Genomic DNA, 25,886 nt, shown 5'->3' on the forward strand with positions numbered 1-25,886 from the left:
GTTAGCGGCTGATTTATAATTTTTTATAAAAAGTATTGATTCCTGCAAATGATGCCCTATCACCAAGTTCTTCTTCTATCCGAAGCAACTGGTTAAATTTAGATACCCTTTCAGAGCGGCAGCCACTTCCTGTTTTGATGTGCCCCGCACCGGTAGCGACAACCAGATCCGCAATTGTCGTGTCTTCAGTTTCACCACTGCGGTGAGAAATAAAGCAATTGTAACCGTTTTTTTGGGCTAGTTCTACGGCCTTTAGCGTTTCGGAAACTGTACCGATCTGGTTCAATTTAATCAGTACGCTGTTTGCAATGCCCTGGTCGATTCCCTGCTGGATAATACTCGGGTTGGTGCAGAATATATCATCTCCAACCAATTCCACTTTGTCTCCCAAAAGGCTGGTCAGCTTTTTCCATCCCTCCCAATCGTTTTCGCCCAACCCGTCTTCCAACAGGATAATTGGGTACTCTTTTAACCATCCTTCCCAAAAGCCAATCATTTCATCTGTTGTGATCCGTTCTTTAGAACTTTTATAAAATTCATATTTTCCATTATTCCACATTTCGCTGGTCGCTGGGTCAAGACAAAGGGAAATATCCTTGCCTGGAGCAAAACCGGCAATATGTATCGCTTCCATGATGATTTGGACGGCTTCCTCATTAGAACTCAGATTTGGCGCAAACCCACCTTCGTCACCAACTCCGGTATAATAGCCTTTCGCTTTTAGCAGACTTCTCAGGGAATGAAAAACAGCTTCGCCCATACGGATACTTTCCTTAAACGAGGGGGCGTTATGAGGGGCAATCATAAATTCCTGAAAATCGATGTTGTTATCAGAATGCCTTCCCCCATTAATGACATTCATGCACGGTACGGGCATTACGTAACCTTCCCTTTCCACTAGCTGCCTATACAAGGGAATCCCTTTTGCAACGGCCGAAGCCCGGGCGAAGGCGATTGAGGCCGCAAGCATCGCATTTGCGCCGAGCCTTGATTTATTCTCGGTTCCATCCAGACCAATTATATGATCATCGAAGGCCTGCTGACCCTCAAAGGATAAGCCGGTGACTGATTTGCCGACTTCGACGTTAATCCCTTTTACTGCTTTTTCCACGCCTTTACCATTATAGCGCTCTGGATCACCATCTCTAAGCTCTACGGCTTCTTTTTCACCCGTACTTGCCCCGGATGGAGAAATACCCCTTGCTGTTGTTCCGTTAAGAGTGACTTCTACTGTCGGATTGCCCCTGGAATCCAAAATTTCACGGGCATGAATTTTAGTTAATTTCATAGTTTTTTGTTTTATATTGATTTTTAGTATTTCGGTTGCTTACAAATAATTGAGTTTCTCAAAAGATCAAAACCAGTGTTCCCCCAATGATCAGCAGGGCACCAAAGAATACTTTCAGGGTAAGAGCTTCTTTCAGGAACACCATTGCAAGTATAATAGTTAGGGCAACACTCAACTTATCAACAGGGGCGACCTGGGACACTTTCCCGATCTGCAAAGCCTTGTAGTAGAATATCCAGGACAAGCCGGTGGCAAGGCCAGATAAAAAAAGAAATAGCAGGTTATGCTTTGACAGTTCCGTAATTCCTTTAAGTTCGCCTCTGGCCATTACGATCCCCCAGGCTACAATCAGTATTACCACCGTTCGTATGGCAGTAGCCAAATCAGAATTGACATTGGTTACGCCGACTTTTGCAAAGATGGCCGTAAGGGAAGCAAAGAAAGCTGATAATAGCGCGTAGATCCACCACATAGTTTTATGTTAATTTTCCGTTATTGAATAATTCCAAAGTAATGAGTACAAGAACCGTTGCTCCGGCAATGATCCGGTAAATGCCGAACCAGCGGAAAGAATGCTTTTGAAGATAGGTGATGAAAGAGCGGATGGCCATCCATACATCCCACCCGCACCTGCTTTACTTAAATGAATGATCGTAGTTAGATTCGGTTCATGGGAAGGGCGTAGACGCTTAACGGTGTTTTTAATCAGTCCTGAAGCAATCTGATCTGCACTAGCAACTAGTAGCGCAATGGTAATAAGAACCTGCCAAATTTTTTTGCAGAAATTCTGGAAGAGGCAATAAATAATGAAGGCATAAAAAGGAAGCCAAAAACGCTTATCACTGGCCCAGTACATGATCGTATCCCAGAATGCATTATGGTGCTGATTTATCCACAAGAACCATTCAGTTTCAACCGGCAGGACCATTGCTAACACTGATCTCACTTTGGCAGACAGACAAAGTAAGACAAGCGCAATTAAGATAGCTGCCAGCAATAAGAGTTGAGAATTTATTTTTAATTTTTTCACCTACAATACTTTGACCGGCAGATTTTATTACCTGCTGGAATTTCTATTGTAGGCGCCATCAGCTTTTGAAAAAAGCGGTTGAATCGGAAGGACACCATTTCCGTATTGCAAATATAATACTAATAAAATGATGTGCAAAATCTTAAAGTAGGTGTTGAGAATTTAATTTATCACTATTCCTCCTTATTTGAATACGAGAACCAGTTTCTTATTCTTCTACCGTTTAAACAAGCATCATATCACGGGATTAAAGCTTTTCTTAAACAAAATGAAACCGCCTGGAAATAACCATGTTATCTATATAGGAATTTTTTTTATAACCCTAAAAAATTAAAGTTATGGGATACCATGAATGGAAAAACTGTATTGATGCATGCTTAAAGTGTGCTTCAATTTGCAATCATTGTGCAAGTTCATGCACTCAGGAAGAAGACGTGAAAATGATGGCGCGGTGTATTGAGCTTGATATGCAATGTGCAGCCATCTGCTACTCTGCCGCTCAATTGATGAGTATGGGTAGCTCTTTTGCTCAAGACATTTGCCGTATTTGCGCAGATATTTGCCAGCAATGCGGAGATGAGTGTAGTAATCATCATACCCAGCATTGTCAGGAATGTGCAGATGCTTGTAAGGCTTGTGCGGAAGAATGCAGAAGAATGACAGGAGTAGCTGCTTAAGATGCCAATCACCGTGAGCATTAATTGATTAAGGGCAGCATTCTAGTTGCCCTTTCATTTTTATAAATAGGCAAATTTATTCCATTCATTTTATTTTCATTATTCCCTCATTATTTGATATTTACCAAGGTTTGAGGTTGTTCTTGGTATGTCCTTTCTCTAGCCTTAAAAAAATGGGTTTTTTAGGATATGATTCTCATAAACTCATTCCATTATTCAAATAAGAATTTCAGTTTTTGATGATGAGTACTTGATAATTCGAATTCTATGAAAATGAAGGCTAGATGCGAGTTGAGGAATGCATTAAATAATGCATGAACTTTCAATTCCCGCTTCATCAAATTATTTCAAAAAACAAAAAATACAAATTTCATTTCAATGGCGGTGTTAAATCAATCACGTTGTTAAACCGAGGGTATGTACCTTCTAAATTAAATGCAAGCTACATGGCATTTGCGCATAATTGTAAAAAAATTTAGACCAAACGGATTTCCCCCCGTTTATCCTATAATTGAATAATATTCAAGCTGATCGATGTTCGCAATTGAAACTAATCCACATGCTTATTTGGCTAATTAGATAGCAGTTTATGGAGTTCAACACTGATGTCTAGACAATTGGTGTTTTATAAATAGTTGCGGTATATCTTAATTTTAGGGAAAATTCTAAAAAGTTCGAACCGAAAAATTCAATTTAATCTATTGTAAGTGACTTATTTTCAAGTTCTTAATGTTTAAAAAATAAGAGGCATACTTTTTAGATGCCTCATATTGCCACTTAGTAGGGTCAACCCGCGGAAGTTCGACCCTTTTTGAGCATTGTGAAGCTGTGGTTAATTTTGATAAAGTTTTGAACAACAAGATGGAGGGACAGTATAGGAAAAAGAAATTATTCGATGACAATCGAAAGTAGGGTGAGAAATATCGTAACCTAATATTTGTTGATATTTTGTAACGGTTTTGTTGCGGTTTATCCTCTCATCTTTTTAGATTAATGCAGATTTTAGCGCCTATATATTTAGGTTGTTAAATTTGAAGGGTTTGAAAGTTAAGCAGGTACCAAATTGCTCTATAATTGGAGTCGTCTTGCTGTACCTGATTATCTCTTTGGGCAATATCTTTTTTTTATCCAACCTCTCCCTTTTAGAGTCCGCCCGGGGAATAAAATCAGCTGCGCAGTACAAAGGTAGCTTTTCTCCGCTTGGAAAGGATTCAAAAATTACCAGACAATTTAAGTGTATCCTTGATGAACGCAAGAAAACCGTGCTTCCTGTTTTGGAAGCTTTTCTTATCGGCGTCATCTTATTTTTGGGGCTTTCGCTTTTAGCCTCTAACCTAAACAGGTATTTTCTTGAGATCAGATACAGGATTGCCGGATCAGTCCCAATTTATATTTCCAACCAGGTCTTTCGGATCTGAGATTTATCTCAATTTTCTTTTATTGACAGGTCCTTCAAATGATGAAGTGACGACGGCCGGTTAATCACCGTGTTTCCTGTCCAAGACGTCCGTCAAATCTTTTTCCTTAAATTTTAATTTAAAGACATGATCCGTATTAAACAGATTTTCTGTTTGTTCCCACTTTTATATATGGGGCTGGAAAGCCATGCCCAAACCTCCCCAAAGCCCATCGGGATCGTTGATCTGATCGATCACGTGACCGCTTTTTCACCTTCACTGGCCGCTGATTCAGCAACAGTTGATATACGTGCCGCCCAGTTAAGAGAGACCGCGGCGAATGCCCTTCCAAATCTGAAGCTTAATTATCAGGCAGATCTGGGCTCAAACAATAATGTTGCAGGGCCATACATGGCCTTTGGTATTGTTCCTTCCAATTCCAGAGGTGTTAGGACTGAAAGCACTACCAAGGCTACACTTACTAATCTTGGTATTGTCTCCCTTGATTGGGAGGTCTATAATTTTGGTGCCTATAAAGCTCAGAATGCAGTCGCCAAATCAGAACTTGTCGTTGAACGATCCAAGTTTGCCCAGCGCCGATACCAGACAAGGGCCATCGCTATTGATGATTACCTGAGTCTACTAAAGCTTCAGGACATGCTATCCATTCAAGCAAGCAATATCAGTCGCAATGAGCAGATCAACCGTTCGATTTTATCCCTTGCCAGAAGCGGTGTGCGTCCGGGTGTGGATACCAGTATCGCAGGGGCCGAACTCTCCAAATCAAGATTGAACTATATTGAAATGGACAATACCTACAGACAGGTTCAGCTCGACATTGCAGCAATCAGCGGGCTAAATCCGGAAAGTATTGTCGCTGACAGTACGATCCTGGATCGGCTAAAATCGCTTGAGGTAAACCTATCGGTAAAGTTGACCGACAGTTCAAGCCATCCGCTGCTTGATTTCTACAAAAGCAATTATCTAAGCAGCGTTGAGAAGGAAAACCTGGTCAAAAAAGCCTATAATCCAAAGGTAAGCCTGCAAGCTGCTGCCTGGTCAAGGGGATCAAGCATTGATGCCAATGATAATTTCAACAGTCTCTCGAATGGCTTGGAATGGCAACGGGAAAATTACCTCGTGGGCGTAGGGATCAGTTATAACTTATTTGATCTGCGCAGGCGTCAGTTGAAGCTTAGGACCCAAAAGGCCAGTAGCAATTTTTACTTAAAGGAACTACAGCAGGAGCGGCTAATGTTATCAAATGCCGCCCTTCAGGCAGGCCTTGAGATCAGTACCGCGCATAAAAGACTCGATGAAATACCAAACCAGCTAAAGGCAGCGGCCGCAGGGTATCGCCAGAAGCTCTCGCTTTATAAGAACGGGCTGACCGACATCATTGAGCTCAATGCAGCCCTGACCATCCTTTACCGTGCAGAAACCGATTTTGTCAACGCAAAATATCTGTACATCCGGGCGCTTTTTCAAAAGGCTATCGCCACCAACCAAGTAGATTCACTGTTAAACACATTAAAATAATAAAGATATGTCAATGGTTACCTCGGCCCTGAAAAAGCCGATTACAACAGTGGTGATCACCGCGAGTTTACTGCTCTTTGCAGTTCTCAGTGCGCTGAAGATCCCAATAGATATTTTCCCCCAGCTTAATTCGCCGACAATATATGTTATTGAATCCTACGGAGGTATGTCTCCACAACAGATGGAGGGCTTCTTCTCCACTCGTCTACAGGATCAGTTTCTTTATGTTAATGGCGTTAAGAATATTACCGCCAAAAACATTCAGGGTTTGACGATGCTAAAGCTGAGTTTTTATGAAAGCACCAATATGGCAGAGGCTTCTGCCCAGGTTGCCTTGCAGGTTAACCGGGCCATGAAGTTCTTCCCTCCAGGCGCTTTGCCTCCGCAGGTGGTCCGCTTTGATGCCTCTTCACTGCCAGTAGGCCAGCTTGTACTCTCGGCCAAATCCCGCAGTCTGAAAGAAATCTATGATATGGCGGCAACGCGTATCAGGCCCATGTTTTCCTCTGTCGCAGGGCTTTCAGCGCCACCGCCATTCGGTGCCAATTCCCGCTCGATTACCATTAGTGTAGATCCGAGCAAATTAAGGAGTTATAATCTGACTCCGGACGAGGTGGTAGGGGCTTTATCCAAGTTCAATGTCATGTCTCCTTCGGGAAATCTAAGGTTGGACAATACCATGATGGTGACCTCTATGAACTCCCTGGTTAAAACGGTCGATGAATTCAACAACATTCCAATAGCTACAAAAAACGGCGTTTCAATATTGGTAAGGGATGTGGCAAGGGTTGCCGATGCAGCGGATGTTACCGTGGATTATGCATTGATCAACGGGAAACGGTCTGTGTATATTCCTGTGGTCAAAACAGCAGACGCCTCGACTTGGTCAGTGGTAAAGTCCTTAAAGGCCAAAATCCCCGAAATGCAGAGCCTCTTGCCGGACGATGTCCACATCTCTTATGAATTTGACCAGTCTGTTGCCGTTATCAACTCGGTAAAAAGCCTGATCACTGAAGGTGGTCTTGGTGCACTATTAACGGGCCTAATGGTGTTGCTATTCCTGCGTGATCTGCGAAGCAGTCTTATCGTGGTGATCACCATTCCGGTATCGATTTTAATTGGGGTGCTTTTACTAGGCATGTTCGGTCAGACCATAAATATCATGACCTTGAGCGGTCTGGCACTTGCAATAGGGATCCTGGTCGATCAGGCAACGGTGACGATCGAAAATATCCATCAGCACCTGGAAATGGGCAAGCCCAAACGCGAAGCCATTTACGATGCCTGTGAAGAAATCGCATTCCCGCTGCTGCTCATCCTGCTGTGTATTCTGGCAGTATTTGCACCATCTTTTATGATGAACGGTATACCAAAGGCGATGTTTTTGCCACTATCCCTTTCGATTGGCTTCACCATGGTTGTCTCTTTCATCGTGGCCCAGACCTTAGTTCCCATTCTATCCAACTGGATGATAAACGAAGAACGTTACCAGCACTATGACCATGGTAAGATCCATGCTCATGCAGGAGAGGCCCTGGACGAGAGGCAAGGAGAGCAGGTAGAAAAGCATCTGCAAAATGAAAAGGATGAACCGGAAAAAAATGATTTCTTTGAAAGGGTGAAGGTGCGGTTTATGGCAATCATCCAGCGGTGGATGCCGATGAAAAAAGGTATTGTCGGGATTTATTTAGTTCTGGTGATTTCTCTTGCAGGACTGGGATTTGTTTTTATTGGAAAGGATATGATGCCAAAGCTCAATAACGGACAGTTCCAGATCCGCATCAAAGCGCCGGACGGTACCAGATTAGAGCGCACCGAGGAGAAATTTAAGCAGGTACTTTCCATTATCAATCAGACAGTAGATAACCATATCGCAGTTAGTTCGGGATACGTTGGGCTTATTCCGAGTAGTTACGGAACAAGTAACTTATATATCTTCAATACCGGTACCCATGAGGCTGTGCTTCAGGTGAACCTTGATGAAGATTATAAGGTAAATATGGATGAGCTGAAAGATGCGCTGAGAAAGAACATCGCTTATAAACTTCCTGACCTACGTATCACCTTTGAGCCGATTGACATGACCGAAAAGATTATGAGCCAAGGCGCTGCAACTCCTATTGAGATCAGAGTAGCAGGAAAAGATATGGACCAGATCGAGTCTTACGCTAATAAGGTGCTCTCTAAACTTAAAAAAATAGATTACCTCCGTGATATCCAGATTGCTCAACCCCTGCACATTCCCGTGGTTTCTATTACCCTTGATAGATTAAAGGCGGCGCAGTTTGGGCTGAACGTGGTTGATATCGCAAGGTCAGTTACTGCAAGTACCTCATCCAGCCGATTTACTGAGAAGAACCAATGGCTCGATGAAAAAACCGCCTATACCTACCAGGTACAGGTACAGGTTCCAGAGTATGTCATGAATACAATGGATGAGCTCAAAGAAATTCCTTTGGTTAAAGGGCAGAGCAGTCCGGTACTGGGCGACATCGCTACTTTCAATACCAGTTACCTTCCAGGAGAATATGACCGCTCCGGGCCAAGACGCTTTCTGACCGTGAGCGCAAACATTTATAAAAAGGATCTTGGAACGGCAACTGCTGATGTAGAAAAGGCACTAAAGTCCGTAGGCACGCCTCCTAAGGGACTAACTGCTGAAGTGAAAGGTATGTCGAGCCTGTTGACTGAAACACTATCTTCTCTTCAGGGCGGACTTGCTTTTGCGATATTGGTGATCTTCCTGCTGCTTGCGGCCAATTACCAGTCTTTCAAGCTTTCGCTGACGGTTCTTTCGACCGTTCCTGCTGTAATCCTTGGGTCGCTTACCGCATTATTGCTTACAGGCTCGACCCTCAATCTACAGAGCTACATGGGGATGATCATGTCCACCGGGGTGTCAGTGGCCAATGCGATACTTATCGTGACCAACGCCGAAAAACTCAGGCTGGATTACAAGGATTCTACCCGGGCGGCAGTGGTGAGTGCCGGGATTCGTTTAAGGCCGATCCTGATGACCAGTTTTGCGATGATAGCCGGGATGATCCCGATGGCCTCTGGGTTGGGCGAATCCGGTGAACAGACCGCGCCGCTCGGCAGGGCTGTTATTGGCGGGCTATTCTTTTCAACCCTTGCCGCGCTCTTCATCCTTCCGCAGGTTTTCGCCTGGGTACAGAAAAAAAGCAGCTTAAAAGAACCAAACCTAATGCCTAGAAAAACAAGAATTTAAAAGATAAACAACATGAAAACCAGATTCATTCCCATCATAATAATTATAAGTACTCTGGCCGCGTGTGGCGGAAACCAGAAGCCCGTGAACATCAGTCCCGAAAAAAACGGCAAGGAAGCCAAATATGAAACCACAAAGGTCGAAGAAGAGGCCCTTTCCAGTTTTACCCGCATTCCCGGGGTGCTCAAGCCTTTCAACCAGGTAAACATTTTTCCCAAGGCCAATGGTTTTGTGAAAGCAATACTGGTCGATTTGGGTTCTAAGGTGACCAAAGGCCAGCTGCTGATGACCCTGGAAGCACCGGAACTCGAATCACAATTGCAATCGGCAAATTCCCGTTACCTGCAGGCACGGGAGACCGCATCGGCGAGCAGTGAGAAATACAGACGTCTGAAAGAAGCAGCAAAAGAGGAAGGTTCGGTATCTCCGCTAGAACTTGATAATGCGCTTTCCAGGATGAAAGGAGATAAGGCCATAGCGGAGGCTGAGCGGTCAAATGTATCCTCCGTACGTACCATGCAGGACTACTTGAAAGTATATGCGCCTTTTGACGGGGTGATCGTTGACAGGAATGTATCACCGGGAGCACTGGTGTCGGCGGGCAAATCTTCGGACCTACCCATGCTGGTATTGCAGGACCTGACCCACATGAGGCTTGAAGTTTCTATACCTGAGGATTATGTAGACAAAGTGGACCTAAGCCAGATGGTCAAGTTCCGCTTCAATGCGCTGCCGGGGGAACAGCGCCAGGCCAAGATCAGCCGGTCTGCAAATTCACTGGGCAACATGCGCCAGGAAATCGTCGAGGTTGACGTGGCCAATAAAGATAACAGGTTGAAGGCCGGCATGTATGCCGAGGTTGAAATCCCGCTTAAATCCGGTGCGACTTCGCTTCTTGTGCCTAATTCTGCTATCGTGCGTTCTACAGAACGGAAGTACGTAGTGGAAATTGCAAATGGTAAAGCCAAGCTCGTTGACATTAAGGAAGGGATGAAGGGAACAGAGATGACCGAGATTTTTGGTTCCATCAAAGCCGGGACAGAGATTATTTCGCCCGCGAACGATGAGATCAAAAGCGGTCAGACGCTATAAAACATTGCCGGGCGGATATTAGCCGCCCGGCAAATCTTTTTATTAGTCAGATAAGAAAAAAGGAAAATATGAAAGATTTAGAATTTAACCATGAGTTTGAAATCGGGGGAAAACACATTTGCATAGATGTCCCAAAGAAAAGATGCAACCAGGTCTACATCGAGGGAGAGCTGGTTGGGACGGTTTGGGAATGTAAAAAACAAGGGGTAATATCCTTTGTATCAAGAGATTTTAAGCTTGCCCCTTACCTGGAAAGCATTGCGGCCGAGTTAAACATTTTTTACAGGACCTCCCTATGAGTGCCTATGCCGGATGGACATTTCAACCTTTTCTGATCTGTTTCCTGTTATTAATGACTGTAAAGGTAAAGGCGCAAGATCAAACTGCCGTCCCCAAGATATCGGTAGGCTTTGTCATGGGCTTTCCGACCGGTAAGACGGCTAAAACTTATGTCAACGGATATGGGGCATCAACAAAGGTGGAATTCAAGGTTTCGGAGCACCTCAACCTAACCGGATCTGCGGGCTATATGACTTTCCGCTACAGGGATGAGGTAAAAAAACGTCTCGATTATTTAGGAGAGCCAACAAGCATGAATGGTGTTGTTCCAATTAAAGTCGGAGCAAAATATTACTTTGAAGGTATCTATTACGCTGCCCTTGAGCTTGGTGCAGCAAATACTCTTGGAGACCGGCTGAATACCTCTTTTGCCTACGGACCGACTTTGGGTGCCAGCATTCCAATTTCGAAGCATTATAGTGCAGATCTCGGCCTTCGTTATGAGGGTTGGAAAAGCAGCGGAGGGCAGGTTTCCTTTTTTGGACTTCGTTTGGCTCTGGCAATTTCAGGAACTAAAAAATAATAGGCAAAATATTTAACTAAAATTTAAATTATGACAGAGAAAAATATTTCACAACCATTTGAAACTTTTGACCATAATAAATCCTCAGCAAAGGGTGGAGATAACGCATATCACCCCGCAAACCAAGATAGAGAGGTTTTATTGCGTTACCTGCTGGAGCGGTTGAACCTGGAAACCGGCCATCTCAATGAGAAGCGAAAATTGAGGAAGTAGGGGCCTTTTTAGACCTTTAAAAAAACATTCGTAGGAATGGCAAATCAGATTTATTATAACCAGGGGCAACCCACAATATGCATGACAAATGGAAAAGATGATATATCTTTTGGAAAATGATGAGGGTATAACCGAAGTATTACAGCTTCTTTTTAACAGTGAGGGGTACGGGGTTTCCGCGTTTTCTTCGGTAAGCTCGTTTATGGCAGGGCTAAGTGATCATGTTGCAGATCTTTTTCTGCTGGATGTTATGCTCCCCGATGGAAACGGCATTGAAGTCTGCAGTTACCTGAAGTCCTTAGAGAAAACCCGGAATGTTCCGATTATCATGATGAGTGCTCATGCGGACCGTTATGACATCAGAAGGGGCTGCGCTGCAGAGAATTTTATTAAAAAGCCTTTCGATATTCACGACCTGCTGCGTTTGGTAGCGAAACATATTTGACCGGTGATAAAGTACGGGTTCTCTCAAGTTTGGTATTCGTGCTCACAATCAGTGTTTCCATGTCAGAGATCCGCTAAGTCGTTCTTACAAGATATATCAACAAAAGCATGCTTGAAATGAAAATAACCACGGTAAGGACTTTGATGAGTGTAGAGGAATGGTAATAACTGCCTTGATTAATAAGTGTATGAGTTTTTTGATAGCGCATAAATGCCAGGATGATGGTCAGTGCGCCTACCCCGACAAGAAGTATTCCTATCCTCTGTGAGTTGCCGGTTTGGTGTACGACGGCTTTGGCCCCAAGAGCGAGAGTGATCTGCTTGATAAAAAGTGAAAACTTTACCACCACAAAACCAAAGCCCATAATTCCTATGCTAGTTCTTATCCAGGCAAGAAAAGTCCGTTCGTTGGCCAGATGGTCACCAGTGTTTGATTTAGGAATGGCTTGTTCTTCTTTTTCCATTATTGATAATATTGGTTGACGGATCACCGCATGCCTGATTAACAAAATTTTATCAATGCTGTTTGGGCGAGTACTGTTTTAATTATGTAGCTTTTCGATAAATTCCCTAGCATTTTTAAATGCGTTACTCCGCACAGCACATACGATGATAGACAATTTTGTCGAACCTTTTGAATTTTAGTGTTGCCGGCATAAGCCATTGATATTTAAACATGACAATAATTTTCGGCGTTTGCGGCCCCGGGTGAAATGGATCCGGCACAACTGATCCTAATCTTTGCATCGTATCGAAATACCAATTTGCACCTTTTAAAGATTCACTGCCGTTTTGGTTTTTACATTAGGGATGAACGATTACCCATCCTTCCGCCGAACGGATGATGATCTCTCCGTTGCCGCTTGGCACATAGCTGATGAAATCGAAGAGATCTGACTTATCGATTTTCCGCTCGCGAACGGTATTCTCGCACTGCGCCAGAATTACGCCCTTTGACTTTAGCAAATTAAGCTGCTCAAGGAACTTTCCATCCTTGCGATAAACCGCCACGCCATCCCCGAAGGCGATAAGCTCAACCTCCAGTTTTCCCTTCAATCTTGGATCCTCCAAAGCATTGTTGATGTTCCTGAGTGTTCCCGAAATATGTTTTTCCTCGGCACTGTTAAGTACATATAGCGCTTTATATGATTTCTTTTTTGCAACAGCACCCGTAAACGGTTTTTTTGTCTCCTGTGCAGATACATTGGTGGTGATGACCATCATGATGACAAGCTGGAGTAAGATCAGTAATTTTTTCATGTTTCTATTTTTTCTGTTTTATAGGTGCGTGCTGTTCAGCCATGTCAATAAAGGGACCATATTTATGCTGCTTTTCGCTAAAGTGATCTGCATATGGCCCGAAGGGATAATCTATTGGCTTTGTGTACAGGTTTTTATAGTCGTTTTTGGAATCCAGGTGCGGTCTGGGCTGCGCATTCACAAATGCAGCTACGTCCCAGGCTTCCGCATCCGTTAAGTTCGGATCTTTGTAGGTGGCGCCATAAGGCATGTTGTTTTTGACAAATCCTGCAAAATTTCCAAGCCTGAACATTCCTGCACCATCGTTATAGCTGTCCCTGCCCCAAAGGGGAGGGTACATATATCCTTTTCCATCAGGTGAGGCAACGCCTTTGCCCGTTTCTCCATGACAGCTGCTGCATTTGGAGGCATATACCATTTTCCCCTTCAGGGGATCTGCAGGCACATCCAGATATGGGATTTTTTTTACCGAATTATCCGCAATGGAATGTGCGGCATCCTGTTTTTTTCCAACCCATTTTAAATAGGCCAACATGGCGACCATTTCCCTGGAATTTCTTCCCGGAGCTTTGCCGTTCATGCTTCGCTCGAAGCACTCATTAATCCGTTCAAAGGCTTCTTCCTTTCTACCGCTTCTTGCGCTCATTTTTGGAAAACCTGCATAAAAGATGGAGAAATTATTCGCAAAGGGCCTGGTTCCTGCATCCAAGTGGCAGTTCTGACAATTCATACCATTAGTCAGCTTTCCTACGATACCCTGCGGCCCTAAATAGTATGCCGTACGGACAATCAAATCCCGGCCATACCTGATCAGATCCGCATCAGCTTTGCCCTGAAGCTGCATCGTATCAGGCGCCTTCCAATATTCGGGTTTAGCAACACGGCGCTCTAAAGGTTTTATTTGATTCTTTTGAATGGATGGATTAGGCTTATCCGCATAGAAACTTTTTGGAAGATGAAATCCGCTGAGTGCTAAAACAAGAGAAAACATGATCACAACGAATAGAAATGACGTCCATACGAGATATTTTCCAAACCGGGCAAATACCTGCAGTTTATCCTCGTTGTTTCTTTCTGTTTTCACACTTTTAAAATATTAATTCTGGAAATCCTTAATGGCCTCACCAATATCAAGCACCTTTTGCTTGCCATCAATAACGGATGCAATCAGTGAGCTTGCAGCCGCACTTCTGTATCCACCGGCGCAGTGTACTGCTACGGGTTGCTCCAGCGGAATTTCGTTTACCCTTTCCCTTAAATTTCCCAGTGGAATATTTATGCTGTTCTCAAAAATACTGTTTTCCATACGCTCTGTCTTGTTCCTCACATCCACAATGGTATATCCATTTTGGTTCTCTTTAAAATTTTGGATATCGATAATCTCATCCGGGACAGTTTCTACTGCGTTTATAAAACCGCCGGCAAGCTGCGTTTCATACCCGATGGATGCGGTCCTCGCGATAAGACTATGCAATGTAGCAAGATTTTCTGCCATAAGATAATAAGGCTCTTCAGGCTTCACAATGCTGCCCAGCCAGGTTTCAAATTTGTTTCCATCCATGATATTTACAGCGCCTTCTATATGTCCCTTCTTAAAAACATCTTCCCTTCGCGTATCGATAATTAGGGCATTTGGTTTTAAGTTTTCACCGGATTCCATGATCTGAACCGCACTTACCGAATCTTCAAACGGTGCTGCGCCTTTCTTGTTCAAGGCCACATCAAAAGGGAAGTAAAATGGAATGAATGGCTGGTTTTCATTTAATGCGCTCACAAAATCGGCCTCAGTCATTTCCTGCAGTGACCAGTTACTTCTTTTTTCAGCACCAATGGTACTGCTATTGGCCTCGCTCAACGCTTTTCCGCAGAGCGTACCTGCCCCGTGTGCCGGATACAGAATCACTTCATCTGAGAGTTTCATCAGTTTGTCCCTTAATGAATGGTACATTTGGGCGGCAAGGAAATTGCGTTCCGCCATTGAATCACCTCCGCTTTCCCTTAAATCCGGCCTTCCGCAGTCACCGATAAAAAGGGTATCTCCGGAAAATAGCGCTTTTTGTTTCCCATCGTGTTCGAGCAAAATACTGATACTATCCGGAGAGTGCCCCGGGGTGTTGATTGCCCTTAAGGTGATCTTTCCCAGGGTTATCGTCTGGTCTTCATCAAATGGGGAAAACAGGTAGGACGGCGTATTGAGTTTGCTGCAATATATTGTTGCGCCGGTCTTATGATGGATTTCAAGATGAGCACTCACAAAATCCGCATGCGGGTGCGTCTCGATAACACCAACTATTTTGGCCTGGTGTTTTTCGGCAAAATGGTAATATGCAGACGGATCCCTGGAGGGATCGATCAATATGATTTCATTCCGGCATTCGCTCAGTACCGCATAGCTGTAATGGGAGAGGTGCTTGTCTTCAAATTGTTCTATTTTCATGTGTTTTTATTTTTGATTAATGTGTTTAACGGTATGATTCCTGCCTTTGCCAGGTTTACATCAAATTTACCCTTTAGCGGTTCTTCGCACTGTAACTTTTGTCACAGCGCCCCAAAATCTTCTCAGCAGTTTCTGCCTGCACTTTCATCATATTTGATCGGAGAGAGGATATGGAGCAAAAGGGTCCTGGCATAGCGGTAGTTGAAGGTGAACAGTAGGATGACCGGAGAAATAGTGGTTGCGATGATTGCCCACTGCTCTTCTTCGCCAAAGATCATGAATGCCAGAATGCCCGCATTGACAAGTTCTGCGACAATGAAAACATAGCTCACATACATCGCTCCGATAAAGAAGCCCGGCTCTATCTCATAGTTCAGGTTGCAGCAGGCAAATTTTTTATTCATCTGATCATATTTCCAATGGAACATGGAATGGGTATATAATTTTCCCTTTCGGCACCTGGGACATCTATGGTCTATTATAGCCCTTAGTTTGCTCATCAGATTCTATTTTATTAATGAGGGAGCTTGCTTTTCATCGCTCCGTATAGATAGGTGCCCAGGAGCGCACCAAGGATGACCACCGCCATACCGGCATATCCGCTCCCAAGGTTGACGAACATGGGGCCGGGACAGGCGCCGGTGAGTGCCCAGCCCAGGCCGAAAATGGTGCCGCCTAGTAGGTATTTTATATAGGCCTTGTCCTTATCGTGGAAGACAATCGGATTTCCGGCCAGATCCTTGGCTTTGAATTTTTTGATCAGCCATACTGCAATTACGCCAAGTACAACGGCCGTACCAATAATTCCATACATATGGTAAGACTGGAAACGGAACATTTCCTGGATCCTGTACCAGGAAACAGCCTCAGACTTGGTCATGATGATTCCGAAAAGTGTTCCTGCAAGAATATATTTTATGAATTTCATTTTTTTTAGATTTAAAAGATAAAAGGCATGATGAGGAAAGTCATGATCAGGCCACCAACAAAGAAACCGATTACGGCTACTAGTGATGGTACTTGCAGATTCGAAAGCCCGGATATGGCGTGACCAGAAGTACAACCGCCTGCATAACGAGATCCAAAACCGACTAATAAACCACCGATGAGTAAAATAGCCAGCGTTTTTAAATCTTTCATTGCTTCCAGTGAAAACAGGCCGGTTGGATTTAACCCACCATCGAACTTAATGCCCAATTGATTTAAATCGGAGATTGTGGCGGATGATAATTTTACGGGAGATGGACTGCTAAGGTAATTTGTAGCAACAAATCCACCTATTACCGAGCCGATAAGGAACATGAGGTTCCAGGTCTGGTCTTTCCATTTAAAATCAAAAAATTTTACTTTCCTGCCTGCTCCGGCTATGCTGCACATCGTTCGCAGGTTTGATGAAAAGCCAAAGGACTTTCCGAAAAAAAGTAGGATGAGCATAATGAGTACGATCATGCTGCCCGAGAAATACCAAGGCCAGGGTTGTTTAATAAAATCAATCATGTTTTTTTAAATGAAATGTTAATATGGGTGTTTTTGTTGTTGTTAAAAGGTAATGCCTGTGGCGGTTTGAGCAAGTAAGTGCTGAATCATTTTAGCAAACTGCCATCCCGAAGAAATCCGGCCGGCAGCGTTGAATAGATCAATATTTCTTGAATATATTTCTTCATTTTGGCCAGGTACCGATACCTCCAACCAGGTTGAATGCTTCCACCCCAAGTTTTCTCATCTCCGATACCGCTGAGGAGGAACGCTTTCCACTTCTGCAATAGAGGAAATACCGCTTGGCCTTATCCAGCTTTGCAAGTTCTAAAGAAAAGGCAGAACCCAGGAAATCGATATATATGGCTGAAGGAAGCGCGCCTGGGGCATATTCAGGCTTTGTCCTTACATCTAAGAGGACTGCGTCACTGCTTTTTGTAAATTCGTTTTTGAAGTGGTAGCCATCGAGGTTGTACGCACCTTTTGAAAAAAAACTGCTGATCATTTGAAGTAGTTTATTCATTGTATTTATTCGTTTCTTATTGCTCTGTATTTTTTTTAAAGCTGCAGAACAGAAAATCCTGCGTGCTTTGCATTGGGGTAGTGTGCTCTTGCGGCCTGCACTCTATTTCGGTAAACCCTTCTCTAAATATCTCGCGCAGCGTTCTTTCACTGTATCTTGAAACGGGCAGGCCACTGCATTTTTCTGGTCCGGTGAGCGAAAAAGTCGCCATGACCAAGTATTCTCCGGTAAACTGACCTGCCGTGTTTGCATAACTATGGATTTCCTCTGATGAATGAAGGAAATGAAAAGTGGCCCGGTCATGCCAGACTGCATAACTTCTTTGCGGCACAAAATCCCTGATGTCTGTCTCGATCCAGTGTATCCTGCCAGACAGTTCTCCAAGCCTTGCCTTTGCCTTTTCCAATGCCCGGGAAGATATATCCACTACGGTAATATCGCTGTAGCCTTCCTGAAGCAAAAAATCCACAAGCAGACTGTCTCCCCCGCCAATATCGATTATCGGAGCAGATTTATCCAGATTGAACCCCGTTATCATCTCCATTGAAACTGTGGGGTAGACCTGCGTCCAGCTGACCTGGTCAGGACTTTTTTCTAAATACACCTTTTCCCAGTGCGATTTTTTCTCATTTTTCATATCCCTTTTATATTAAGGTACTTGGACATACAAATGCTGTAGTCGGAATACATCCGTTTTCCTGTATGGCCTTAAAACCACCAGCCACATCGATGAGGTTGTGGTACCCGCGTGAGCGCATGATGGAATTGAAAATAACAGAACGGTAACCACCTGCGCAGTGAACAAAGTAGGTCTTGGTTTTATCGACGGTGCCGAGGTTTTCGTTGATATAATCCAGTGGAAGGTTGACAGCACCCTCGACATGCTCGCTTAAGTATTCCTTTGTTTTTCTGACGTCCAGAATATTTACCTCCGCTTTTTTGCCGATTTCGGCCAGCCGGGCTACACAAACCGATTTTATCTCGTCGGTTTCCTGACCAGCTTTTTTCCAGGCAACGACGCCGCCATCTAGGTAACCTACTGCACCATCAAATCCTACTCTTGATAAACGGGTGAGCACTTCTTCAATTCTACCCTCATCTGTAATAAGTAAAATAGGATGTTTAATGTCCGGGATTAAAGTTCCTACCCAGGGGGCGAAATTTCCATCGATGCCAATATTTACCGAGTTTGGGAGAAAGCCTTTTATAAAATCCTCTGGAGCTCTTGTGTCGAGAATTACCGCTCCTGTTTCATTTGCAACCCGCTCAAAAGCATCGGGGTTAAGGGCTTGCATGCCTCGTTCTATCACTTTGTTAAAACTATCATATCCATGGATGTTCATCATGACGTTTTCAGGAAAATATGCAGGAGGCGGTAAAAGACCATCAGTAACCTCTTTAATGAATTCGTCTTTGGACATGCCTGCCCTTAGCGCATAATTGGTCTTCTTTTGATTTCCCAAAAGATCGGTGGTCTCTTTGCTCATATTTTTTCCGCATGCGCTACCCGCACCATGTGCAGGATAAACCATAATATCATCGCTTAAAGGCATGATCTTATTGCGTAAAGAATCAAAGAGATAACCTGCTAGCATCTCACTTGTAAGCTCACTGACCGGTTTCTGTGCCAGATCGGGTCTTCCCACATCGCCTATAAAAAGCGTATCGCCGGAGAACAGTGCTATTTCCTTTCCTTGCTCATCGCTAACCAGGAAACAGGTGCTTTCCATGGTATGTCCTGGGGTGTGCAACACTTTAATCTTTGCCCCACCAAGTCGCAACACTTCTCCGTCTTTCGCACCGTAAAAATCAAAGTCGGGTTTTGCATTCGGCCCGTAAACGATTTCTGCGCCGCTTTCTTTAGCCAGATCAATGTGTCCGGATACAAAATCGGCATGGAAATGTGTTTCGAGCACGTATTTTATTTTTGCGTTGTTCTTCCGTGCACGTTCCATATACGGACTAACCTCTCGAAGCGGATCGATAATGGCCGCCTCTCCGTTGCTTTCTATATAATAGGCACCTTGTGCCAGACATCCGGTGTAAATTTGTTCTATAATCATGATGATTAAATTAGTATGTCAAAATTAATCCTTAACGATATGGTCGTTGGTGACTTTTGTCACACAAGGAGTTTGTTTCTGAAGGTTACTTAAATATTACCTCTTTTAGAATGATGTAGCAACCCATAACCAGTACAAACCACCCGAAACCTTTCTTCAGTTTTCCTCCATCTATTTTTTTGTTTATCATTCCACCTACCACGATACCGGCGATGGCAACGGTAGTAATTTTGGCGAGAAAGATCCAGTCGATATGGAAATGTCCAAGATCGCCGGTGAAACCGATGAGCGAATTAAGCGCTATGATGAAAAGTGAAGTACCTACGGCCTCTTTCATGGGTAAGCCCACTAAAATAACAAGTGTAGGAATAAGTAGAAAGCCACCACCAGCACCCAAAAAACCAGTAGCGAGGCCGATGGCAATGCCGTATAAAAACAGTTTACCGATGTGAAGTGGGGGTTTTTCTATTCGGGTGCTGCTTTCTGCTCTTGCACCTTTAATCATCGCTGTTGCAGCCGCTACCATCAAAACTGCAAAGAGTACCATCATGAGCATGTTTTCTGTTAACTCAAAATCGCCGATTTTTATTATTATCTTGGGTATAAGGGGGATAATGAATTTGCGGGTTAAGAATACAGTTGAGATGGATGCACTACCAAACAGCAAAGCTGTTTTAATATTCACCAGCCCACGCTTAAAATTCCCGACTGTACCTGCTAAACTTGTAGAGCCAACGATGAACAATGAATAAGAAGTAGCCAATAGCGGATTAACCCCAAATAGGTAAACCAGTACCGGCATGGTGAGGATAGAACCGCCACCGCCGATCAATCCAAGCGAAATTCCAATTAAGGCAGATGCAACGTATGCAATGATTTCCATTTCTGTTATTTTTTAACAAAAATCGAGTTATCATCTACCAATGTTGGTGACTTTTGTCACACTCATTATATTTTCAAGAAGTGATGCCTTTCGCAGTAAAAATAACTTTATTCTTTTTATGGGCTTAGGCTAAATATTCGATGTAATTACGGTACATCTTAATTTCTCCTGCCTGCTCCATTTTCTTAAGCAGCCTTGAAATTACTTCCCGGGAGGTGTTCAAATCAGATGCAATTTCACTGTGGGTAAGGTGCAGTTCTTTTGTGTTTAAATCTCCAGCTTGCTTTTTCAGGTAAAAGGCCAGCCGCTCATCCATTGCCTTAAAGGCGATATTATCGATGACAAAGAGGAGTTCTTCAAAGCGCATACGGTATGTTTCAATGACAAAGTAATACCATGTTCTGTAATCCCGCATCAGCTTATCCATCAGGGCAATCGGAATCATGAGTACCTTGGTCTGTTCAATGGCCTTTGCCATTACCTGACTGGTTTCCTGTTTGGTTGCGCATATCATGGAAAGTGCACACGCATTTCCTGGCTGGAGATAATACATAAAGAATTCCTGTCCATCTTCTCCCTCCCTGTAGAGCTTTACCATGCCTTCTACGATAAGCACCGTGGAGCGCATATTCTGCCCAGTTTGCATGAGCATATCACCTCCCTGAAAATCCCTAAGCGTCGCATTCTCGATAAGGATGGTCTTAAGGGCAGGTTCAAACTGGGGAAAAAGTCTTTCGATGTATTCCGCAATGGTCATATCTTTCATTTTAGCTGTTTTGGATTTTAAAGATAACTATACTGCAGGCCTGCGCCAAAATTCTTTAAAATATTGGAATACATTTTTTGGATATAGAATAAAGGGTATAATAAATTTACAAAGAAACTCTCTATGGTTCCCTAATTAAAACATGCAGCGCGTTTTTTCCAAAGTAAACCTAACACTTCGTCCAGGGATAAAGCTGACAAAAATCACATATTGTTTTTTATTTTTTATCCCTTGTTAATCTTTATGTTTTTTGATCGACCCGGAAAGAAATAGCCCGATCAGTGCGACTTTTTAAAGGTACCACCATAACTATGAATCGTAACAATGAGGTCATAATTAGCTTCTGAGGCGTGGCTTACTAGTCTTTGGGCATTTAATTTTATATATTGAATTAAAGTGGCTCAAACGCTTGCTGGCTTAAGACTTATTGTTATCCAAATAGGATCAGTGGGGATCTGCTTTTTAAAGGGTCCCCACTTTATGGACTACTTGGGGCAATTTCCTGATGGCGGCTAATATATTTTTTTACGTTGCGGTTTTTCAGTTTCTGCCTATGTTCCCAACCCTGACCCATCTTATTGAATACCTATTTAGAATATATATTCCGCTTCCCGTTCAGACTTTCGGTTTCTTTGTGGCCCTGGCATTTATTTCTGGTTACCTGCTGTTTTCTGCTGAGCTTAAAAGAAAGGAGGCTGCAGGACATATAGCACCTGTTGAGATTATTATACAGCCTAAGAAGGAGATTTTGTTATGGGAATGGATAACCAATGGATTTTTAGGTTTTCTTATCGGGTATAAACTGGTTTATGCTGCAGGGAACTATGCTGCTTTTGCTGCTGAACCCGGACAAATCATCCTCTCTCCAAGGGGAAGCTTACCGGGAGGGTTGCTGCTTTGCGCAATTCTTCTTTTTACCATCTACCTTAAAAAACGCAGGCTTTCTCTGTCGGACCATAGGCCGGTTCATATTTTAAGGCACCCTTACCAGATTATGCCTGAGCTGATCACCTGGGCTGCCCTGTTCCAGGCCATTATCAAGATCGACAGAAATTCACTGGCCAGCTTAGAGTTAAATCAACCGGTTAAGATTACCCTGCCGGATCTGCCAGGTAAAACGTTATATGGGAAAGTAGATTTTATTGAACCTACCCTTCAGCAAGGTGACAAAACGGTTAGCGCAAGGGTTTATCTGGACAATATGGAACATCAGCTGAAGGTAAACAGTCTAATCAATGCCTCAATAGAGACGGGAAAATCCAAAGGGCTTTGGATACCGAGGTCTGCTCTGCAGGATCTTGGGCAGACAAAAATAATCTGGCTAAAAAAAGGCAGCTTATACTATGCACATAGTGTAAATATTGGGACTTTCAAAGGGAACGAAATACAGATAACAAGAGGCCTTTCCGCAACCGATACCCTGGCAGTAGATGCAGGGTATTTAACAGACAGTGAGAGTTTCATCAAAACAAAGGGTCATGAATAACATAAAAAGAATTAACCTGAAAAGGATCTGTGCCTTACTGATTATTGTGCTTTCAGTAAGTATATTTAACAGCTGCAAACAAAAAGCAGAGCCGGCGGCAAAAGCAAAAAGCAAATTTTACTATACCTGTTCCATGCATCCACAGATACATGAAGACCATCCCGGCAACTGTCCGATCTGTGGCATGAAACTGATCAAGGTCGAACTTACTGGATCAGGAAATTCTGCCACGGAAAAAATAACATTGACAGCAAGCCAGATTCAGTTGGCAGGCATAACAGTTGATACGGTAAGGGAAGAAAATACAGGGGGCGAAAAACTTCTGACCGGAACAGTTGCCACGGACGAAAGTAAGGCGGAAGAGATCAGTGCAAGAGTGGCCGGACGCATACAGCGTTTATTTGTTAGGTCCGTTGGAGAAAAAATAACAATAGGTCAGGCAGTGTATTCCATTTATAGCGAAGACCTGTTATCAGCCGAAAAAGAATACCTTTTGGCCAGGCAGCAGCAGAAGGTATTAAATAATCCTGACGTCGATTATGAGGCCATGATCAAGACAGTAGAGCACAAGTTATTGTTATGGGGCCTGAACTCCGCCCAGATCATAAATCTTTCTTCTTTGTCCAAAACTTCGGCCACTGTTACCATATACAGCAAGGTTAACGGAACGGTAAGCGACATAGCCATCCACGAGGGTGATTACGTAACTGAAGGGATGGCTATATTAAAAACGCAAGGGTTAGCCAATCTATGGATAGAGGCGCAGTTATATGCCGGCGAAAGCGGAAACTATAAGGAAAATGACATGGTGAATGTCTCTTTTCCAGATCTGAACGGACAGGTTGTTAAAGGCAAGGTGGAATTTGTAAATCCTGAACTATCAGATGAATCTAAGGTTGTGCTCATCCGGATCGCAGTTCCAAATACGCAGGGGCTGATCAGGCCGGGGATGTTGGCATACATTTCCATTGGTAATGGAAAACAGAATGCTGTTGCTGTGCCCACATCTTCAATACTAGCAGGAGGTAAAGGCAATAAGGTATGGATCAAAAATCGTGATGGAAGTTTTTCTGGAAGAAAGGTCAATACCGGAGCAGAGAACGGGGGCTATGTGCAGGTATTGTCTGGCATTTCACTAGGTGAAATAGTGGTCACCAGTAGAGCCTACCTCTTGGAGAGTGAATCGATATTCAAAAATGGAGGGTAAGGTTATGATTTGGTGCGTCATATCTTATGGATAAATACCCATGGTAAGTAAAATTTGGCATAGTATGTAGCTTGATTGCGCTAATACTGTCTGGACCTTGGTGAAAAGCAAATCCAGCATTTGACAGGTCGGAGTCGGCGAAACGAAATTACTTTTCGAGGGGCCGAAAAATATTGAAACAAGTTCAATGTCAGAAATTTGAGGTGATTTTCTAATATAATTATATAAAAGATATGGGAAATTATATAAATTTAATTTTGCATCTTTATATAGATTTGTAGTCTGATGAAAACCAAAGCCATCTTTCTTTTAGTGATTTTTCTGCTCAACACTGTTGTTGGCCTTGCCTGTGCAGTTGGAATGGAAAGAGATAATCACGGAGAAATTGATGATCATGTTTCCTCTAAAAAGAATAATCACAAACATGATCATCAGCATAAAGGTGCCCATGTGCATAAACACAGTGCTTCAAATGGACCGAATCTTTCAAAAGAAGATCCCTGTTGTAAGACTCTGGTCAACGACCTTGTGGTTCAGGGGAAGCTTGTTCCCCAAAGCGTTAAAAACCAGGTTATCCTACCTGTTCAATTGCTTCCAGATTATAATTACAATTATTTAATTCCCTCTGTCAAACTGGCTCTCATAAAGAGTGTTTACGCCGGACAACGGGAGCGGCCACCCAATAGGGACATCCGGATTACCATCAATAGCTTTCAGATATAAGATTTCATCACGAATTACCAATAGAGCCCGTGTTACACTGACATGGTGCCTGACTTTCGCGCGGTCAAAACTCCTGCGGAAAAAGTGTAAACATTTAATCTTAAAATCATGAAAAAAATATTTCTTCTAGTTGCCCTATTGGCAATCGTTTTCACTGGCCGCATCCTTGCGCAAAATAGCCAGACACAGTCACTTTTAACTTCTTATTACGATATCAAAAATGCATTGATAAATGCAGATGCTACAGTCGCCGCCTCAAAAGCCGCTGAGTTTTCCAAAGAGTTGGTCAATATGGACATGAAATCAATGGCAGAAGCCGATAGGAATATGTTTATGGGTTTGAAGGATAAGCTTGCCTTTGATGCCAAACACATATCGGAGAGTAAGGATATTGCCCATCAGAGAGAACATTTCGCAACTTTTTCTGCCAATCTTTTTAAACTGGCGAAAGCGGTTAAACTCACCAAAGCGCCTGTTTATTATGCCTACTGTCCGATGAAAAAGAGCTATTGGCTTTCTGATAGCGCTGGCATCAAAAACCCTTATTTCGGTAAGCAGATGCTGACCTGTGGTGCAGTAAAAGAGACTATCAAATAATTCATATTGTTATTGAACGGACATTTAGCATTGAGATGTTTTGGTCCGTTCAATATAGCTGTGTGCATATATTCTACATACAGCTCGAAATAATTTATTCAAAATATATCAATAACAATGAAAACATTAATATATAGCCTTCTGGGCCCACTATTTTTCCTTGCCGCCTGTACAAATGGCAAACATGAAAAGCAAGATTCTGCTGTAGCGGATTCCACGACCAAAAATGTTTCTAGGGAAACCAATAAGGTAAAAAAATCCCAAACGGCTGCGCTTTTATCCGGCTATCTGAAACTGAAAAATGCCCTTACCACGGACGATGATAAACAAGCTGCTGCCGCAGGCAGTGAAATGGTCGCAGCGTTCGCCAGTTTTGATGAAAAATCATTGACTTCGGAGCAGGCCAGTGCATATAGCGATATTCGGGATGATGCCAAAGAGCACGCAGAGCATATCGGTTCCAATGCAGGCAATATTGCCCATCAACGAGAGCATTTCGATATGCTGAGCAAAGATATGTACGATATGATCAGGCTCCTTGGCGCTGACAAGCCCCTGTATGTTGACCGTTGTCCCATGTACAACAACAACAAGGGTGCGATGTGGGTGAGTGAGATAAAGGAGATCAAAAACCCTTACCTGGGAAAAACGATGCCGACCTGTGGTACTGTTAAGGAAGAACTGAAATAGCACA

28 protein-coding genes and 1 riboswitch are annotated in these 25,886 nt (G+C 43.3%); of the genes, 13 read left to right on the forward strand and 15 right to left on the reverse strand.

Going from position 1 to position 25,886, the window contains the following annotated elements; genetic code table 11:
* Positions 1-13 precede the first annotated feature (13 nt).
* From eno to H9L23_RS00615, 3 genes are read right to left on the reverse strand one after another with little or no spacing between them, the layout of a single operon-like run.
* Positions 14-1,288, reverse strand: a complete 1,275-nt coding sequence (eno, locus tag H9L23_RS00605; RefSeq protein ID WP_187593150.1) for a phosphopyruvate hydratase — start codon at positions 1,286-1,288, stop codon at positions 14-16.
* A 58-nt stretch (positions 1,289-1,346) separates the two neighbouring features.
* The gene (locus H9L23_RS00610; RefSeq protein ID WP_008245453.1) at positions 1,347-1,760 is read right to left on the reverse strand and encodes an EamA family transporter; all 414 of its coding nucleotides are present in this window, start codon (positions 1,758-1,760) and stop codon (positions 1,347-1,349) included.
* A gap of 9 nt (positions 1,761-1,769) precedes the next feature.
* Positions 1,770-2,318 carry a phosphatase PAP2 family protein gene (locus H9L23_RS00615; RefSeq protein ID WP_187593151.1) on the reverse strand — a complete coding sequence of 183 codons (549 nt, stop codon included), beginning with the start codon at positions 2,316-2,318 and terminating at the stop codon, positions 1,770-1,772.
* A 42-nt stretch (positions 2,319-2,360) separates the two neighbouring features.
* Positions 2,361-2,429, reverse strand: a riboswitch (Fluoride riboswitch).
* A gap of 401 nt (positions 2,430-2,830) precedes the next feature.
* On the opposite strand from H9L23_RS00615, the gene H9L23_RS26450 reads away from it, so the two are divergent.
* The 8 genes from H9L23_RS26450 (at position 2,831) to H9L23_RS00655 (ending at position 11,772) form a co-directional block, all read left to right on the forward strand.
* Complete coding sequence (locus H9L23_RS26450; protein WP_235526111.1) at positions 2,831-2,995, forward strand: four-helix bundle copper-binding protein; 165 nt, start codon at positions 2,831-2,833, stop codon at positions 2,993-2,995.
* Between the two features lie 1,544 nt (positions 2,996-4,539).
* Positions 4,540-5,931 (forward strand): TolC family protein, encoded by a 1,392-nt coding sequence (locus H9L23_RS00625; protein WP_056095310.1) that lies wholly within the window; start codon positions 4,540-4,542, stop codon positions 5,929-5,931.
* Positions 5,932-5,938: 7 nt separating this feature from the next.
* A complete protein-coding gene (locus H9L23_RS00630; RefSeq protein ID WP_056095306.1) occupies positions 5,939-9,160 on the forward strand; it encodes an efflux RND transporter permease subunit in 3,222 nt (1,073 codons plus the stop codon).
* A 12-nt stretch (positions 9,161-9,172) separates the two neighbouring features.
* Complete coding sequence (locus H9L23_RS00635) at positions 9,173-10,252, forward strand: efflux RND transporter periplasmic adaptor subunit (protein ID WP_056095304.1); 1,080 nt, start codon at positions 9,173-9,175, stop codon at positions 10,250-10,252.
* A gap of 68 nt (positions 10,253-10,320) precedes the next feature.
* Positions 10,321-10,551 carry a hypothetical protein gene (locus H9L23_RS00640; protein ID WP_056095301.1) on the forward strand — a complete coding sequence of 77 codons (231 nt, stop codon included), beginning with the start codon at positions 10,321-10,323 and terminating at the stop codon, positions 10,549-10,551.
* Positions 10,548-11,114: a hypothetical protein gene (locus H9L23_RS00645; RefSeq protein WP_056095298.1), complete on the forward strand. Its 567-nt coding sequence runs from the start codon at positions 10,548-10,550 to the stop codon at positions 11,112-11,114. Before H9L23_RS00640 ends, H9L23_RS00645 begins: the two co-directional genes overlap by 4 nt.
* A gap of 30 nt (positions 11,115-11,144) precedes the next feature.
* Positions 11,145-11,327: a hypothetical protein gene (locus tag H9L23_RS00650; protein ID WP_056095295.1), complete on the forward strand. Its 183-nt coding sequence runs from the start codon at positions 11,145-11,147 to the stop codon at positions 11,325-11,327.
* Positions 11,328-11,415: 88 nt separating this feature from the next.
* The gene (locus H9L23_RS00655; protein ID WP_056095291.1) at positions 11,416-11,772 is read left to right on the forward strand and encodes a response regulator; all 357 of its coding nucleotides are present in this window, start codon (positions 11,416-11,418) and stop codon (positions 11,770-11,772) included.
* 73 nt (positions 11,773-11,845) lie between these two features.
* Here H9L23_RS00655 and H9L23_RS00660 read toward each other — a convergent pair whose 3' ends face one another.
* The 12 genes from H9L23_RS00660 to H9L23_RS00715 all read right to left on the reverse strand — a co-directional run bounded on the left by H9L23_RS00660 (position 11,846) and on the right by H9L23_RS00715 (position 21,179).
* Positions 11,846-12,235: a YidH family protein gene (locus H9L23_RS00660; RefSeq protein ID WP_056095288.1), complete on the reverse strand. Its 390-nt coding sequence runs from the start codon at positions 12,233-12,235 to the stop codon at positions 11,846-11,848.
* Positions 12,236-12,575: 340 nt separating this feature from the next.
* Positions 12,576-13,031, reverse strand: coding sequence for a DsrE family protein (locus H9L23_RS00665; RefSeq protein WP_056095285.1), 456 nt, complete (start codon positions 13,029-13,031; stop codon positions 12,576-12,578).
* A gap of 4 nt (positions 13,032-13,035) precedes the next feature.
* Complete coding sequence (locus H9L23_RS00670; RefSeq protein WP_199562757.1) at positions 13,036-14,115, reverse strand: c-type cytochrome; 1,080 nt, start codon at positions 14,113-14,115, stop codon at positions 13,036-13,038.
* A 12-nt stretch (positions 14,116-14,127) separates the two neighbouring features.
* Positions 14,128-15,468, reverse strand: a complete 1,341-nt coding sequence (locus H9L23_RS00675) for an MBL fold metallo-hydrolase (protein ID WP_056095282.1) — start codon at positions 15,466-15,468, stop codon at positions 14,128-14,130.
* 122 nt (positions 15,469-15,590) lie between these two features.
* Positions 15,591-15,872 (reverse strand): DUF983 domain-containing protein, encoded by a 282-nt coding sequence (locus tag H9L23_RS00680; RefSeq protein WP_187593152.1) that lies wholly within the window; start codon positions 15,870-15,872, stop codon positions 15,591-15,593.
* A 110-nt stretch (positions 15,873-15,982) separates the two neighbouring features.
* Positions 15,983-16,396 (reverse strand): DUF6691 family protein, encoded by a 414-nt coding sequence (locus H9L23_RS00685; RefSeq protein WP_090985890.1) that lies wholly within the window; start codon positions 16,394-16,396, stop codon positions 15,983-15,985.
* Between the two features lie 11 nt (positions 16,397-16,407).
* Positions 16,408-16,965, reverse strand: coding sequence for a YeeE/YedE family protein (locus tag H9L23_RS00690; protein ID WP_056095272.1), 558 nt, complete (start codon positions 16,963-16,965; stop codon positions 16,408-16,410).
* A gap of 163 nt (positions 16,966-17,128) precedes the next feature.
* Positions 17,129-17,467 carry a rhodanese-like domain-containing protein gene (locus H9L23_RS00695; RefSeq protein ID WP_197413310.1) on the reverse strand — a complete coding sequence of 113 codons (339 nt, stop codon included), beginning with the start codon at positions 17,465-17,467 and terminating at the stop codon, positions 17,129-17,131.
* 16 nt (positions 17,468-17,483) lie between these two features.
* Entirely contained in the window at positions 17,484-18,104 is a 621-nt protein-coding gene (locus H9L23_RS00700) for a class I SAM-dependent methyltransferase (protein ID WP_056095270.1), read from the reverse strand.
* Positions 18,105-18,111: 7 nt separating this feature from the next.
* Positions 18,112-19,530, reverse strand: coding sequence for an MBL fold metallo-hydrolase (locus tag H9L23_RS00705; RefSeq protein WP_056095268.1), 1,419 nt, complete (start codon positions 19,528-19,530; stop codon positions 18,112-18,114).
* A gap of 85 nt (positions 19,531-19,615) precedes the next feature.
* A complete protein-coding gene (locus H9L23_RS00710) occupies positions 19,616-20,413 on the reverse strand; it encodes a sulfite exporter TauE/SafE family protein (protein ID WP_056095265.1) in 798 nt (265 codons plus the stop codon).
* A 124-nt stretch (positions 20,414-20,537) separates the two neighbouring features.
* Positions 20,538-21,179, reverse strand: coding sequence for a Crp/Fnr family transcriptional regulator (locus H9L23_RS00715; protein ID WP_090985886.1), 642 nt, complete (start codon positions 21,177-21,179; stop codon positions 20,538-20,540).
* Between the two features lie 553 nt (positions 21,180-21,732).
* Here H9L23_RS00715 and H9L23_RS00720 point away from each other — a divergent pair.
* The 5 genes from H9L23_RS00720 to H9L23_RS00740 all read left to right on the forward strand — a co-directional run bounded on the left by H9L23_RS00720 (position 21,733) and on the right by H9L23_RS00740 (position 25,882).
* Positions 21,733-22,665: an efflux RND transporter periplasmic adaptor subunit gene (locus H9L23_RS00720; protein ID WP_187593153.1), complete on the forward strand. Its 933-nt coding sequence runs from the start codon at positions 21,733-21,735 to the stop codon at positions 22,663-22,665.
* Positions 22,658-23,872, forward strand: coding sequence for an efflux RND transporter periplasmic adaptor subunit (locus tag H9L23_RS00725; protein WP_187593154.1), 1,215 nt, complete (start codon positions 22,658-22,660; stop codon positions 23,870-23,872). The genes H9L23_RS00720 and H9L23_RS00725 overlap by 8 nt, the downstream gene beginning before the upstream one ends.
* 285 nt (positions 23,873-24,157) lie before the next feature.
* Positions 24,158-24,595 carry a hypothetical protein gene (locus tag H9L23_RS00730; protein WP_187593155.1) on the forward strand — a complete coding sequence of 146 codons (438 nt, stop codon included), beginning with the start codon at positions 24,158-24,160 and terminating at the stop codon, positions 24,593-24,595.
* A 108-nt stretch (positions 24,596-24,703) separates the two neighbouring features.
* On the forward strand, positions 24,704-25,192 hold the full coding sequence (locus H9L23_RS00735; RefSeq protein ID WP_187593156.1) for a DUF3347 domain-containing protein: 489 nt from the start codon (positions 24,704-24,706) through the stop codon (positions 25,190-25,192).
* A gap of 117 nt (positions 25,193-25,309) precedes the next feature.
* A complete protein-coding gene (locus tag H9L23_RS00740) occupies positions 25,310-25,882 on the forward strand; it encodes a DUF3347 domain-containing protein (protein ID WP_187593157.1) in 573 nt (190 codons plus the stop codon).
* The last annotated feature ends 4 nt before the right edge of the window (positions 25,883-25,886 follow it).

The organism is Pedobacter roseus, assembly GCF_014395225.1.
Taxonomy (GTDB): Bacteria; Bacteroidota; Bacteroidia; order Sphingobacteriales; family Sphingobacteriaceae; genus Pedobacter; species Pedobacter roseus.

What these genes read in the sequence shown, in the direction of transcription:
- H9L23_RS00630 (WP_056095306.1), top strand. Translation starts at nt 5,939, where the DNA reads ATGTCAATGGTTACCTCGGCCCTGAAAAAGCCGATTACAACAGTGGTG.
- H9L23_RS00690 (WP_056095272.1), bottom strand. Translation starts at nt 16,965, where the DNA reads ATGATTGATTTTATTAAACAACCCTGGCCTTGGTATTTCTCGGGCAGC.
- H9L23_RS00680 (WP_187593152.1), bottom strand. Translation starts at nt 15,872, where the DNA reads ATGAATAAAAAATTTGCCTGCTGCAACCTGAACTATGAGATAGAGCCG.
- H9L23_RS00655 (WP_056095291.1), top strand. Translation starts at nt 11,416, where the DNA reads ATGGAAAAGATGATATATCTTTTGGAAAATGATGAGGGTATAACCGAA.
- H9L23_RS00635 (WP_056095304.1), top strand. Translation starts at nt 9,173, where the DNA reads ATGAAAACCAGATTCATTCCCATCATAATAATTATAAGTACTCTGGCC.
- H9L23_RS00650 (WP_056095295.1), top strand. Translation starts at nt 11,145, where the DNA reads ATGACAGAGAAAAATATTTCACAACCATTTGAAACTTTTGACCATAAT.
- eno (WP_187593150.1), bottom strand. Translation starts at nt 1,288, where the DNA reads ATGAAATTAACTAAAATTCATGCCCGTGAAATTTTGGATTCCAGGGGC.
- H9L23_RS00710 (WP_056095265.1), bottom strand. Translation starts at nt 20,413, where the DNA reads ATGGAAATCATTGCATACGTTGCATCTGCCTTAATTGGAATTTCGCTT.
- H9L23_RS00625 (WP_056095310.1), top strand. Translation starts at nt 4,540, where the DNA reads ATGATCCGTATTAAACAGATTTTCTGTTTGTTCCCACTTTTATATATG.
- H9L23_RS00735 (WP_187593156.1), top strand. Translation starts at nt 24,704, where the DNA reads ATGAAAAAAATATTTCTTCTAGTTGCCCTATTGGCAATCGTTTTCACT.
- H9L23_RS00610 (WP_008245453.1), bottom strand. Translation starts at nt 1,760, where the DNA reads ATGTGGTGGATCTACGCGCTATTATCAGCTTTCTTTGCTTCCCTTACG.
- H9L23_RS00730 (WP_187593155.1), top strand. Translation starts at nt 24,158, where the DNA reads ATGAAAACCAAAGCCATCTTTCTTTTAGTGATTTTTCTGCTCAACACT.
- H9L23_RS00685 (WP_090985890.1), bottom strand. Translation starts at nt 16,396, where the DNA reads ATGAAATTCATAAAATATATTCTTGCAGGAACACTTTTCGGAATCATC.
- H9L23_RS00645 (WP_056095298.1), top strand. Translation starts at nt 10,548, where the DNA reads ATGAGTGCCTATGCCGGATGGACATTTCAACCTTTTCTGATCTGTTTC.
- H9L23_RS26450 (WP_235526111.1), top strand. Translation starts at nt 2,831, where the DNA reads ATGGGTAGCTCTTTTGCTCAAGACATTTGCCGTATTTGCGCAGATATT.
- H9L23_RS00720 (WP_187593153.1), top strand. Translation starts at nt 21,733, where the DNA reads ATGTTCCCAACCCTGACCCATCTTATTGAATACCTATTTAGAATATAT.
- H9L23_RS00705 (WP_056095268.1), bottom strand. Translation starts at nt 19,530, where the DNA reads ATGATTATAGAACAAATTTACACCGGATGTCTGGCACAAGGTGCCTAT.
- H9L23_RS00695 (WP_197413310.1), bottom strand. Translation starts at nt 17,467, where the DNA reads ATGAATAAACTACTTCAAATGATCAGCAGTTTTTTTTCAAAAGGTGCG.
- H9L23_RS00740 (WP_187593157.1), top strand. Translation starts at nt 25,310, where the DNA reads ATGAAAACATTAATATATAGCCTTCTGGGCCCACTATTTTTCCTTGCC.
- H9L23_RS00725 (WP_187593154.1), top strand. Translation starts at nt 22,658, where the DNA reads ATGAATAACATAAAAAGAATTAACCTGAAAAGGATCTGTGCCTTACTG.
- H9L23_RS00640 (WP_056095301.1), top strand. Translation starts at nt 10,321, where the DNA reads ATGAAAGATTTAGAATTTAACCATGAGTTTGAAATCGGGGGAAAACAC.
- H9L23_RS00700 (WP_056095270.1), bottom strand. Translation starts at nt 18,104, where the DNA reads ATGAAAAATGAGAAAAAATCGCACTGGGAAAAGGTGTATTTAGAAAAA.
- H9L23_RS00675 (WP_056095282.1), bottom strand. Translation starts at nt 15,468, where the DNA reads ATGAAAATAGAACAATTTGAAGACAAGCACCTCTCCCATTACAGCTAT.
- H9L23_RS00665 (WP_056095285.1), bottom strand. Translation starts at nt 13,031, where the DNA reads ATGAAAAAATTACTGATCTTACTCCAGCTTGTCATCATGATGGTCATC.
- H9L23_RS00715 (WP_090985886.1), bottom strand. Translation starts at nt 21,179, where the DNA reads ATGAAAGATATGACCATTGCGGAATACATCGAAAGACTTTTTCCCCAG.
- H9L23_RS00660 (WP_056095288.1), bottom strand. Translation starts at nt 12,235, where the DNA reads ATGGAAAAAGAAGAACAAGCCATTCCTAAATCAAACACTGGTGACCAT.